We start from the raw sequence: 11,266 nt of genomic DNA on the forward strand, positions 1-11,266 counted from the left end.
AATTATATGTACAGATATCAGCATGAATTAGTAAAAAAAGAGGCACTGTATATCGCGGGACCGGAGTGCTTTTATAAATACGGATACGACGCCCTCGCTGCGATGAGAAAAAGGGCGGAGTCGCTTGGATTTTCAGTTACTCTTCCCAATGATGATCCGCTCGATATGGAGAATCCGGATCTTCAGAAGAGGGCGGACAGCATCTTTGCGAATCTGGAGAAGGTGATGCTTGATACGACGGCTATCGTGTCCGATCTGGAGGCGTACCGCGGGTCAGAACCGGACAGCGGAACAATCTTTGAGATCGGCATGGCATACGCCAAAGGCGCCAAAAGCTATGGATATACAAGAGATAAGAGAAGCTTCGGCACAAAGAACCTGTACGCACACCTGGAAAACGGAACCGTCACGGACGAGTTCGGAAACTGCGAAATGTACTGCCGGCTTCCGTTTGCTCCGTCCATCATAGGCTCTACAAAGATCGTTGAGGGGGACTTTGACGACTGCATAAAGATGATGATCACGGATATCGAGGAAGAGGCAAAGAGAAAAGCGCACAGAGGGTACACTGTGGACAACTCGAAGGCGCGCACAAGAGAACCGGGCAGCGAGCCGCTCATCTATCTTGCCGGAACCGGAAGGTATACAAAGGACGCCGAAGAGCGGTTTGAGAAGATGAAGGAGATCTGCAGAAAGCACGGGCTGACTGCGGTTACGCCTCTTGACCAGGCCCCCGGCGTGGAGGAGATCGAGACAGACAACCCGTATACATGGGCTGCGAATGTATTTGACAACTGTCAGCAGCATGTGAGAAACTGTGATGTAGTAGTGGCTGATCTCAATGATTACCGGGGATACGAAGTGAATAATGACGTGGGCTTTGAGTGCGGCATGGGCTTCCAGCTCGGGAAAAAACTCTACGGTTACATGGACGACACGACACGGCTCATCGACCGGATTCCGAACCTGGGCGAGGAGGGCGAGTTCCGCGACCACACGGGAAGCAATGTGGAGAACTTCAACTATCCTGCCAATCTGATGTTCAGCTGCTGTATGAACATCATGGAAGGAAAATTCGAGGAGATTATCGCCAAAGTGGCTGAGGATCTTGCCGCGGCACAAAAATAGTTCCGCGAAAGCATATAAAACAAAGAGAGCAGGAACAACGGCCGGGCGGACAGGGGAAGCGGATCTTCCCCTGTCTGATTCTGCCGGGAAAAGGAGGACGAAATGGGAACACCACACAATAATGCAAATCCGGGAGATATCGCTGACAGAATTCTGCTTCCCGGCGACCCGATGAGGGCAAAATTTATTGCGGAGAATTTTCTTGAGGATGCCGTATGCTATAATGAGGTGCGTGGAATGTACGGGTTTACCGGATATTACAGGGGCAAGAGAGTGTCCGTGCAGGGCACCGGAATGGGAATGCCGTCCATGCACATTTACGCAAATGAGCTGATGGATGTATATGGTGTGAAACGTCTGATCCGCGTAGGTACATGCGGAAGCCTCAGAAAGGACGTGAATCTGAAGGATGTCGTGATCGCAATAGGCTCGACGACAGATTCCAATATGAACCGGGATCGTTTCGGGAGCATCTCCTTTGCCCCGACAGCAAGTTTTTCCCTGTTAAAGAGCGCCTGGGATGAGGCTCAGAAGGAGGGCGTACACGCGGTTGTCAGCAATATTTTTACAAGTGATAAGTTTTACGATGACAACGCGGAAGAGAAAAATTCTCTTGTGGCGTCCTACGGGATCGCAGCTGTAGATATGGAGACATGCGAACTCTATACCCTGGCGGCAAAGTATGGAGCAGAGGCGCTGACCATGCTGACTGTAAGCGACCATCTTGTGACAGGCGAGCGCTGCACGGCAGAAGAAAGACAGACATCCTTTAAGGATATGATTCAGGTGGCGCTTGAGATTGTATAAGGAGGAAGAGACTTGGACAGTAAGAAACGGGTATTTCTGATTGTACTTGACAGCTTTGGAATAGGATATGAGCCTGATGCCGCGGAATATGGAGACGAGGGAAGCAATACTTTAAAGACAGTCTGCGCATCACCGGAATTTGATGTGCCGAACATGGAGAAGCTGGGGCTTTTTTCCATTGACGGGACAGAGAAAGCAAAAGAAGCCGCAGAGGCTGCGGGAAGGCTTCATGCGGCAGACGGCGGTTTTGCCCCGGCGGGAGCTTTCGGAAGAATGCGGGAGCGCTCGAAAGGGAAAGATACGACGGTAGGACACTGGGAGATCGCCGGAATGATCTCAGAGAAACCGTTTCCGACGTATCCGGACGGATTCCCGCAGGAGATCCTCGACCGGTTTTCAGAGGCTGTGGGAAGAGGCGTTCTCTGCAACAAACCGTATTCGGGCACGGATGTAATCCGGGACTACGGGAAAGAACATGTGGAGACGGGAAACCTGATCGTGTATACTTCCGCGGACAGTGTGTTCCAGATCGCGGCCCACGAGGAAGTGGTGCCTCTTGAGGAGCTGTACCGGGACTGCCGTATCGCGAGGGAGATACTTACAGGCGAACATGGTGTTGGAAGAGTTATCGCAAGACCGTTTCTGGGGGAGGCTCCCGATTATTACCGGACGGGAAACCGGCATGATTTTGCGTTGGAGCCGCCGAAGGATACGATGCTGGATGTACTGAAAAGAAACGGGTACGAGACGATCAGTATCGGGAAAATCTACGACATTTTTGCAGGGAAGGGCCTGACCGAGTCCAATCCTACGAAGAACAATACAGAAGGAATTGAAGAGCTGTTCAAAATCCAGGAGAGAGATTTCACCGGACTTTGCTTCCTGAACCTTGTAGATTTCGATATGGTATACGGACACAGAAACAATATTGAAGGCTACGCAAAGGCACTCACTGAGTTCGACCGGGCGCTCGGAACATTCATGGAGCGGATGCGCGATGACGATATTCTCATTATCACGGCGGACCACGGGTGTGACCCGGGGTATCCGGGAACGGATCACACGAGAGAATATACCCCCATGCTGGCATACGGGAAGGCAGTCCGCCCCGGAACGGATCTGGGAACAAGAAAGAGCTTCTCGGACATCGGAAAGACAGTTATCGATATATTCGGGCTGGACGGCGATACTGACGGAGAGAGCTTTCTCAGTGAGATTTCTTAAACAGGCGCTGGGTCTGCGCGCCGGAAAGGATGGATGAAAGGGATGAAGGTACTCAATTTCGGTTCATTGAACTATGACTATGTCTATACAGTAGATCATATGGTGCGGGAGGGTGAGACGCTCTCTTCTGAAAAGATGGAGACATTTCTCGGCGGAAAGGGATTTAACCAGTCTGTCGCGCTTTCCCGCGCCGGGATTGATGTGAAGCATGCGGGCGCAGTCGGAGAGGAAGGCGAAGGATTTCTTGCGTTCTGCAGGGAAAACGGGATCGATACTTCATACATCCGCACTCTGCCCGGAAAGAGCGGACATACAATCATCCAGATCGACCGCAACGCGCAGAACTGCATCCTTCTCTACGGCGGCGCGAACCAGAGCATCCCGGAAGAGTATGTGGACGAAGTGCTTGAAGACTTCGGAGAGGGAGATTTTGTACTCCTTCAGAATGAGATCAATGTGACGGTCTCAGTTGTGGAAAAGGCGTACGCGAAGAAGATGAAGGTCGTGTTAAATCCTTCTCCGTTTGATTCCGCGCTTGAAGCGTGTGACATGAGCAAAGTGTCCGTCTTTCTCATGAATGAGATCGAGGGATATATGATGACCGGGGAGAAGGAACCGGAGAAAATACTGGATGTGATGGAAGAGAGATATCCTGACGCCTGCACAGTGCTGACGCTGGGAAGCGACGGCGTTGTCTGCCTGTCGGAGCATAAAAGGTACCGCCAGGAAATTGTGAAAGTAAAAGCAGTCGATACGACGGCGGCAGGGGATACGTTCACCGGATATTTTATCGCCGGTCTGGCGGATAATCTGGATATCCCCGTGATTTTAAAGCGATGCGTGCAGGCATCGGCTATTGCCGTCTCCAGAAAGGGGGCGGCGCCGTCCATTCCTTCAAAGGAGGAAGTGGAGGAAGCATCAATTGTTCCCCCGTAACGCTCTACAGCGGAGCGGACGGAGGATATACCGATTCCGTGGGAAAACGTATCTTTCTTATCTGTGAGAAAGTGTCCGTTCTTCCCGCGGATTTTATTTTGTACGGAAAATCTGGTGACAAATATTGACGTCGTAGGAGGAATTTTTGACGAGACTATGCTGAAGCTGCGTCAATGCCGCGGAATGGAACTTTCACGGCAGCAGATCTGCTGCGCCGTATCGGTGAATCACCGCCTTGCGGAAAAAGAAATTCTGACCATTCAGGATCTGTACGGGGAGAAATTCCTTATGATGCACCGGGGATGGAGCAACTATGTGGACGCGCTCAGGGATGATATATGGAAGAATCATCCGCAGATACAGATTGTGGATTTTGATATTTACAGCATGGATATTTTCAACCAGTGCGAGAACAGCAATGAGGTGCTGGTGGCTGTGGAAAACTGGAAGGGAGCCCATCCTCTGCTTAAGATTATCCCTGTGGAATGGAAATATACGATCCCCTATGGGATTTTGTACGCAGAGGAGCCGTCCGGGCTGGTGAGACGGTTCCTCAAGGCAATAAAGAAAACTGCTGATATCTGAATAAAAGCGGCAGTATAAAGCGCAGGGTAATAACTGCGAAACGAAACGGGTATTCTGTTTGATGCCCGTTTTTTTTATAATAAAACCAGGAGGAAAAGCAAAGGTGTACTATATTCCGCGGCAGGGGCGGTAAACCTTATGGCTTGAGCTGAAACAGTTTCCTGACCTTTGGAAACTGCTTTTTCAGACAGGCCATGTGATAGGTGGCTTTGGCTTCCGGATCAAGGATCGGGACGAGAATGCGGTCCGCCAGGCTCCAGTCATCTGCGAGCGCCGCATCGGATACAAAACACGGGAGGATAGAGGAAGATATCAGTTCCTCGAAGGCAAACCGGTCAGTCTGCACCAGAAAGCGTGAATGGGGCATTTTTTCCCGCGGCAGTCTGTGCCAGAATCCGATATCTGCATACAGAAGCATGTTTTCACCGTCCATTTCCTTCATATAGATACCGCTGCTGCCGGCAAAACGGTGCCCGGCGGGGACGGCAAAGTACAGTGTTTCAGTGCCGGCTTCACGTACATGCAGATCTTTATCATCCGGCCGGAAGGGCAGGATAATAATTTGATATAGTTCTGCATACAGTCCTTCAATCAGGGGGTCGCAGTCCCTGCATTCGGAAGAAATGGTCATTTCGGGATACAGGTGCGCGGCGTCCCGGACCGCTTTCAGCATGGGGATGGGAGCGCAGGAACCGATGGCGATGGTGCGCCCGGCACGGTCCAATGCCCGTACCCTTTCCAGCATGACGCCGGTCTGTTCCAGTATTCGTTTCGCATAATCTGCAGCCAGCTTTCCGTTCTCGTTGAATTCAAGACGGTTTTTTGTGCGGAAAAACAGCGGGACACCAAATTCCTCTTCCAGCTTTTTCATGGAACGTGTCAGTGAAGGCTGGGATATATGGAGTTTTTCGGCTGCTTTCGACAGCGTGCCGTACTCGGCGAAAGCAGCAAGATGTTTCAGATATTCATGCTCTATCACAGCAGGGCACCTCACAATTTTACTATTAACAAACAGTATAGCACAATGCAGGATTGATATTGTACTTTTTTTTGAATCCTTTTTATAATTTTCAGTGTAAAAAGAAAAAGGAGGATATGATCATGGAATATGTAACATTAAATAACGGAGTAAAAATGCCGCTGGAAGGCTTTGGGGTATTTCAGGTACCTGATCCGGCACAGTGCGAGCAGGCTGTCCTTGACGCTATAGAGAGCGGCTACCGCCTCATCGATACAGCTGCGGCATACATGAACGAGGAGGCAGTGGGAAGAGCTGTAGCGAAATGCGGAGTTCCCAGGGAAGAACTGTTTATAACCACAAAGCTGTGGGTGCAGGATGCAGGTTATGAAGAGGCGAAGAAGGCGATACAGACATCTCTTGACAAACTGGGGCTTGATTATCTGGATCTGTATCTGATCCATCAGCCTATGGGTGACTATGTAGGCGCGTACCGGGCAATGGAAGAAGCCTGCAGAGAAGGAAAATTAAAGGCTGTCGGAGTATGCAACTTCTATCCCGCACGCCTGGCAGACCTGTGTGAGACTGTAGATGTGATACCGGCAGTGAACCAGGTGGAGCTGCATCCTTTCTTCCAGCAGGAGAACGCCCTTGCGCTGATGAAAGAGTATGGTGTGGTTCCGGAAGCGTGGGGACCCTTTGCGGAAGGGAACCACGGGATTTTCACTCATCCGGTTCTCACAGAGATCGGCGGGAAATACGGCAAGAGCGCCGCGCAGGTGGCGCTTCGCTGGAATATACAAAGAGGAGTGGTTGTGATCCCGAAATCCGTGCATAAGGACCGCATGGAACAGAATATGGATGTCTGGGACTTCAATCTCAGCGATGAAGACATGGCTGAGATAGCGAAACTTGACGTGGGGCACAGTGAAATCGTCAGCCATGATGATCCCGCGTTTGTAAAAATGCTGCATGGTTTGAAACTTCATGACTAAAGCAGGAGGGAGGTCCCCAGAGGATGGTTTTCTACTTTACGGGAACCGGGAACAGCCTGTATGCGGCAAAGCAGATCGGGAAAGAACTTATCAGCATTCCGCAGGCAATTCATAAAAAAGAACAGAAATGGAGGGCGGACGAGATCGGAATCGTCTGCCCTGTATATGGCCATGAGATGCCTGCCATGGTAAAAGAATTTTTGAAAAAGGCGGAATTTCAGACGGATTATCTTTTTATTGTCCTGACATACGGGAATATCCACGGCGGTGCGGCAAAACTGGCGCAGAAAGAGCTGGAACGTTCGGGAAAAAGGGCGGATTATATCAATACAGTCGAGATGGTGGACAATTTTCTTCCTGCTTTTGACATGGATGAACAGACCGCTTCAGAGCCGGAAAAACAGATTGAAAAACATCTCGCACGTATATGCTCTGATATCAGAGAACACAGGAAATGGATACAGCCCGCCTCTGAGGCAGACCGCGCATGGCACCGTAAATATCTGGAATATCAGAAAGCCCTTCAGGCAGAACAGCGGCCGCACATTTATCATGTAACGGAGGAATGCATCGGATGCGGGATCTGTATGAGGGTCTGTCCGGCAGGATGCATTTACCTGAAGGAGCAGAGGGCGGTCCATACGATGGAAAACTGTCAGATGTGCATGGCGTGCATCCATCACTGCCCGGAAAATGCGATCCGCCTGACGATCCCGGAAAAGAATCCCCTCGCCCGCTACCACAACGAACATATCCGCCTGACAGAGATTGTAAAGGCGAATGAGCAGCATAAAGATACAATACAGTAAATTGAAAAAGGAGCGCACAGTGCGTTTCTGAGTTTGGGAGGTATTACAAATGAGAAAAAATTTTGGAGCGAAACCGTTTTTATTTCCACAGCCGGTTATGATTATCGGAACATATGATGAGAACGGAAAGGCGAACGCCATGAACGCGGCCTGGGGCGGCATAGTCGGGGCAGACGAGATCATGATTGATCTGTCCAGTCACAAAACGACGGATAATCTTCTGCGCAGCAGGGCGTTTACCGTCAGTGTGGGAGACGTGGAACACATGGCGGCATGCGACTATGTGGGGCTGGTTTCCGCGAATAAGGAAGAAAATAAGATGGAGAAAGCCGGATTTACAACTGTGAAAAGTGAGTTTGTCAATGCCCCGGTGATCAATGAACTCCCGCTTACACTGGAGTGTGAACTGACGGATGTGATCGGCGGCTCCAAATTTCTCGGAAAAATCGTCAATGTAAGTATTGACGAGAAGGTTCTGGGAGATGACGGAGAATTAAGCCTGGAAAAATTCGAGCCGATCACTTACGACACAGTACATTTCGGATATTACAGGCTGGGCGGGAAGGTCGGAAACGCTTTTAAGGACGGAAACGCGCTGAAATAGACAAAACTTAAGAAGCTGGAGGCAGTATCCGGCCGATAATTGCTGCCTGTCCTGCCTGTAACAATATGAGTCCTGATGTTTTTACTCTTTGTTTTCCACCATATTCTGAACCGCCGGTGGACACAACAGCTTGGAAAGGGAAAATACGGCGCGTTCCGCATTGTCCAGACCGTGCTTATTTTTCTGATCCTGATTTGCATTTCAGGCTCCATGGTCAGCGGTATCATACTTTCCCGTCATGTGTTTGCGTTTATCAATATAAGGGGAGTAAGCGCCATGGCGGGAACGGTACACATGGTCTGCGCCTACTGGGGATTCGTTCTGATGTCCCTTCATCTGGGACTTCACTGGCATATGGTTCTGCGCTCGGCAGGAAAATTTTTCGTAAAATCCGGGAACGGAAAAATACAAAAGACGGGGACATGCTGCATAAGGATTCTGGGGGCGGCAGCAGCGGCGTATGGTCTTTATGCTTTTATCAGGAGAGACATTTTAAGCTATATGCTGCTCTCGGTTCATTTTGTGTTTTTCGATTATTAATTCTCATAAAAGAAAGTTTCGGATATACTGAATTTGTAAAAATAAACAGAGAAATTCAGAAAGGAAATGCGATCAGTATGAATTTGAAAAAATTATTCTCTATGATACTTGTCGGAGTAACTTCAATCGGCCTTCTGGCCGGATGCGGTTCCAATGCGTCAGATACACAGGATGACAGCGCGCAGGCGGAAAGCCAGGATAATGCGTCCGATGCCGCGGATGAGGACGGACAGGACGAATCATCCGATGCCGCGGTCACTTCTTCGGGTTCCGGAAACGTGCTGGTGGTTTACTATTCCGCAACAGGAAATACAGAAACAGTGGCAAATTACATTGCAGACGCCGCAGGCGGGACCCTCTTTGAAGTAGAACCGGCAGAACCGTATACAGATGACGATCTGAACTGGACGGATGAAAACAGCAGGGTGTCCAGGGAACATGAGGATGAGAGTTTAAGAGATGTGGAGCTTGTGACAACAGAAGTGGAAAACTGGGATTCTTATGATACGGTGTTTATCGGGTATCCCGTGTGGTGGGGCATAGCAGCATGGCCAGTAAATCAGTTTGTTGAAAGCAATGATTTTACCGGAAAAACAGTAATTCCGTTCTGTACTTCTTCTTCATCCGGAATCGGCGACAGCGGCACTCTGCTGGCGGATCTGGCAGGTGCCGGAGACTGGCAGGAAGGAATGAGATTCCGGTCAGGTGTTGACGAAGCGGATGTTCAGGACTGGGTGAATGAACTGGGACTGTAAATATTGAGAACAGAATAGTCAGAAATGCGGGCGGGGTGTATGTGCATCCTGCCTTTTTATGTGCCATTTAAAGTGCCAAAGGGTATTTTTAAATGGCATTTTGAATTTCTAAAACTGTGTTTAATAGGACATTAATAGGACAATATGTCCTGTTAAACAGTGATGTAGATGGAAACAATATGAATAAATCAGATGCGATTGACAAAGAAAATAATTTTAAGTATACTAACGATAAGTAAATAAAATATTTACTTAATGAAAGGAAAGCAATTATGTTATATGAATATTTGAAAGAAAATTATATTCCAGGAGAACCTATTTTTACCGGAGATATTGATATCCCAGGGATGACAGAAGAAAATCTTAGATATCATTTAAAAAAACTTACTGACAGTGGAAACATATGCCGATTTGAACCGGGAGTATACTATTTCCCTAAAACGGATATTTTCGGTGAGCGAATGTCTTTGTCCCCGGATACGGTAGCTGTTCATAAGTATATCTTGCGCAGGGGAAAGCGGGTGGGTTACTATTCCGGCTATACATTGGCAAACCGCATGGGATTATCCACGCAGGTTCCGCTTACTCAGGAGATAAGCAGCAATTTTGCTCCGGCATTGGTAAGGAAAATAACGATTAAAAACAGGCAATACCTTATCAGAAGACCAGTGGTGGAGGTGACGAAAGAAAATGCGCCGGTGCTGCAGTTTCTGGATTGTCTGAAGGATATTGAAAAATGCACAGAGATGGAGCCGGAAAAATGCGGAAGGATTTTGACAGAATATGCCAGAAAAAATGCTATTACAAAGAAAAAAATCGACAGGTTTATTGCAAATTATCCGATTAAGATATATAAAGCAATATATGAAACGGAGGTGGAGTATGTATCTTCATAAGGATAGAGAAATGTTTAAGGATATGGTGGAACAGACTGCTGAGCAAAGTGGAAGAACACCTATAGTAGTAGAAAAAGATTACTATGTTACACTGATCCTGAAATTACTGTCAGAGCAGCTTGATCTGTGTGTTTTCAAAGGAGGGACGTCTTTATCCAAAGGATATCATGTAATCAATCGTTTTTCTGAAGATATTGATATTACTTTCAAAGAGCATATAGGAGAAAGTAGAAGGAAAAAACTTAAGAATGTTGTTTTAAAAGGAATAAGCGAAGAACTGGAAATGCCGATTGCAAACTGGAATGAAACCCAGAGCGACAGGGACTATAACGCTTATTTCTTTTCATATACTTCTGTATTTGAACTGGAAGATGAAAGACTGCCGCAGTATATAAAACTGGAAACTGCATTGGGGTCGTATGCATTTCCGACACAGTCGGTAGAGATACATAATTATATTGGGGATTATCTGGAAAAGCGAAATCGAATAAATCTGGCAAAACAATTTTCCCTTGACAGATTTTCAATGAATTTACAGTCGTTGGAAAGGACTTATATTGATAAGATTTTTGCTCTTTGTGATTATTATATGCAGGGGAAATCAAAGCAGTATTCGCGTCATTTGTATGATGTCTATTGTAAATAACGGTGAATTAGTACCATCTGCACGGTCTAACTGTACCACCCTGCCGAAACAAGAGTACCGCCTTGCCGGTTGGCTGTACCGGTCGGCAACTGCACTTTGCCAACGATGCGAACCACTTTTCCGGTGAAATGAACCATCCTTCCGGATGGTTGATCCACTCGATATTCGATTACTTTGCCTAAAGACGGTATCTGGCGAGAATGGAGCTTGCAATGGCTGTTATCGCCTCGCTGACGCAACTACGACATTGACAAGCGCCATCCTGCCAGATGAATGACAGCTAAACAAAGCAAACGCATTCCGTGCTGATGGAGCGTTGACTCCACAGCCGATGACCTGATGTTTTCAGGACATCTTACATAGAGTCATTCCAGCGCATACGC

The 11,266-nt window shown here is 48.1% G+C and carries 13 protein-coding genes and 1 pseudogene; 12 read left to right on the forward strand and 2 right to left on the reverse strand.

Annotated elements, in window-relative coordinates:
* The first annotated feature begins 6 nt into the window (after positions 1 to 6).
* The 4 genes from LKD70_RS04570 to LKD70_RS04585 all read left to right on the forward strand — a co-directional run bounded on the left by LKD70_RS04570 (position 7) and on the right by LKD70_RS04585 (position 4,095).
* Positions 7 to 1,128 (forward strand): nucleoside 2-deoxyribosyltransferase, encoded by a 1,122-nt coding sequence (locus LKD70_RS04570; protein ID WP_227706854.1) that lies wholly within the window; start codon positions 7 to 9, stop codon positions 1,126 to 1,128.
* Positions 1,129 to 1,230: 102 nt separating this feature from the next.
* Positions 1,231 to 1,935, forward strand: coding sequence for a purine-nucleoside phosphorylase (gene deoD / locus LKD70_RS04575; protein WP_227706855.1), 705 nt, complete (start codon positions 1,231 to 1,233; stop codon positions 1,933 to 1,935).
* A gap of 12 nt (positions 1,936 to 1,947) precedes the next feature.
* The gene (locus tag LKD70_RS04580) at positions 1,948 to 3,159 is read left to right on the forward strand and encodes a phosphopentomutase (protein WP_227706856.1); all 1,212 of its coding nucleotides are present in this window, start codon (positions 1,948 to 1,950) and stop codon (positions 3,157 to 3,159) included.
* 42 nt (positions 3,160 to 3,201) lie between these two features.
* Positions 3,202 to 4,095, forward strand: coding sequence for a ribokinase (locus LKD70_RS04585; RefSeq protein WP_227706857.1), 894 nt, complete (start codon positions 3,202 to 3,204; stop codon positions 4,093 to 4,095).
* 32 nt (positions 4,096 to 4,127) lie between these two features.
* Here LKD70_RS04585 and LKD70_RS18605 read toward each other — a convergent pair.
* A pseudogene (locus LKD70_RS18605) lies at positions 4,128 to 4,253 on the reverse strand (hypothetical protein); the annotation flags it as partial.
* On the opposite strand from LKD70_RS18605, the gene LKD70_RS04595 reads away from it, so the two are divergent.
* Positions 4,210 to 4,680: a substrate-binding domain-containing protein gene (locus tag LKD70_RS04595; RefSeq protein WP_227706858.1), complete on the forward strand. Its 471-nt coding sequence runs from the start codon at positions 4,210 to 4,212 to the stop codon at positions 4,678 to 4,680. The pseudogene LKD70_RS18605 and the gene LKD70_RS04595 overlap by 44 nt on opposite strands.
* Positions 4,681 to 4,816: 136 nt before the next feature.
* Here the strand turns inward: LKD70_RS04595 and LKD70_RS04600 are convergent, their stop codons facing one another.
* The gene (locus LKD70_RS04600) at positions 4,817 to 5,659 is read right to left on the reverse strand and encodes a LysR family transcriptional regulator (RefSeq protein WP_227706859.1); all 843 of its coding nucleotides are present in this window, start codon (positions 5,657 to 5,659) and stop codon (positions 4,817 to 4,819) included.
* 122 nt (positions 5,660 to 5,781) lie between these two features.
* Here LKD70_RS04600 and LKD70_RS04605 point away from each other — a divergent pair, with 122 nt between their 5' ends.
* The 7 genes from LKD70_RS04605 (at position 5,782) to LKD70_RS04635 (ending at position 10,883) form a co-directional block, all read left to right on the forward strand.
* Positions 5,782 to 6,633: an aldo/keto reductase gene (locus LKD70_RS04605; protein ID WP_227706860.1), complete on the forward strand. Its 852-nt coding sequence runs from the start codon at positions 5,782 to 5,784 to the stop codon at positions 6,631 to 6,633.
* Positions 6,634 to 6,656: 23 nt separating this feature from the next.
* A complete protein-coding gene (locus LKD70_RS04610) occupies positions 6,657 to 7,442 on the forward strand; it encodes an EFR1 family ferrodoxin (RefSeq protein WP_227706861.1) in 786 nt (261 codons plus the stop codon).
* Positions 7,443 to 7,491: 49 nt separating this feature from the next.
* Entirely contained in the window at positions 7,492 to 8,046 is a 555-nt protein-coding gene (locus LKD70_RS04615; protein WP_227706862.1) for a flavin reductase family protein, read from the forward strand.
* Between the two features lie 75 nt (positions 8,047 to 8,121).
* Complete coding sequence (locus LKD70_RS04620) at positions 8,122 to 8,586, forward strand: DUF4405 domain-containing protein (protein WP_227706863.1); 465 nt, start codon at positions 8,122 to 8,124, stop codon at positions 8,584 to 8,586.
* Positions 8,587 to 8,663: 77 nt separating this feature from the next.
* On the forward strand, positions 8,664 to 9,341 hold the full coding sequence (locus tag LKD70_RS04625; RefSeq protein ID WP_227706864.1) for a flavodoxin: 678 nt from the start codon (positions 8,664 to 8,666) through the stop codon (positions 9,339 to 9,341).
* Between the two features lie 272 nt (positions 9,342 to 9,613).
* A complete protein-coding gene (locus tag LKD70_RS04630; protein WP_227706865.1) occupies positions 9,614 to 10,237 on the forward strand; it encodes a DUF6088 family protein in 624 nt (207 codons plus the stop codon).
* Entirely contained in the window at positions 10,224 to 10,883 is a 660-nt protein-coding gene (locus tag LKD70_RS04635) for a nucleotidyl transferase AbiEii/AbiGii toxin family protein (RefSeq protein WP_227706866.1), read from the forward strand. Before LKD70_RS04630 ends, LKD70_RS04635 begins: the two co-directional genes overlap by 14 nt.
* The last annotated feature ends 383 nt before the right edge of the window (positions 10,884 to 11,266 follow it).

Source organism: Ruminococcus turbiniformis (assembly GCF_020687545.1).
GTDB classification, from domain to species: domain Bacteria; phylum Bacillota; class Clostridia; order Lachnospirales; family Lachnospiraceae; genus Mediterraneibacter; species Mediterraneibacter turbiniformis.

Bases quoted from the DNA above. Each gene is read 5' to 3' on its own strand.
- LKD70_RS04605 (WP_227706860.1), top strand. From the start codon at position 5,782: ATGGAATATGTAACATTAAATAACGGAGTAAAAATGCCGCTGGAAGGC.
- LKD70_RS04585 (WP_227706857.1), top strand. From the start codon at position 3,202: ATGAAGGTACTCAATTTCGGTTCATTGAACTATGACTATGTCTATACA.
- LKD70_RS04620 (WP_227706863.1), top strand. From the start codon at position 8,122: ATGTTTTTACTCTTTGTTTTCCACCATATTCTGAACCGCCGGTGGACA.
- LKD70_RS04610 (WP_227706861.1), top strand. From the start codon at position 6,657: ATGGTTTTCTACTTTACGGGAACCGGGAACAGCCTGTATGCGGCAAAG.
- LKD70_RS04615 (WP_227706862.1), top strand. From the start codon at position 7,492: ATGAGAAAAAATTTTGGAGCGAAACCGTTTTTATTTCCACAGCCGGTT.
- LKD70_RS04630 (WP_227706865.1), top strand. From the start codon at position 9,614: ATGTTATATGAATATTTGAAAGAAAATTATATTCCAGGAGAACCTATT.
- LKD70_RS04625 (WP_227706864.1), top strand. From the start codon at position 8,664: ATGAATTTGAAAAAATTATTCTCTATGATACTTGTCGGAGTAACTTCA.
- deoD (WP_227706855.1), top strand. From the start codon at position 1,231: ATGGGAACACCACACAATAATGCAAATCCGGGAGATATCGCTGACAGA.
- LKD70_RS04570 (WP_227706854.1), top strand. From the start codon at position 7: ATGTACAGATATCAGCATGAATTAGTAAAAAAAGAGGCACTGTATATC.
- LKD70_RS04635 (WP_227706866.1), top strand. From the start codon at position 10,224: ATGTATCTTCATAAGGATAGAGAAATGTTTAAGGATATGGTGGAACAG.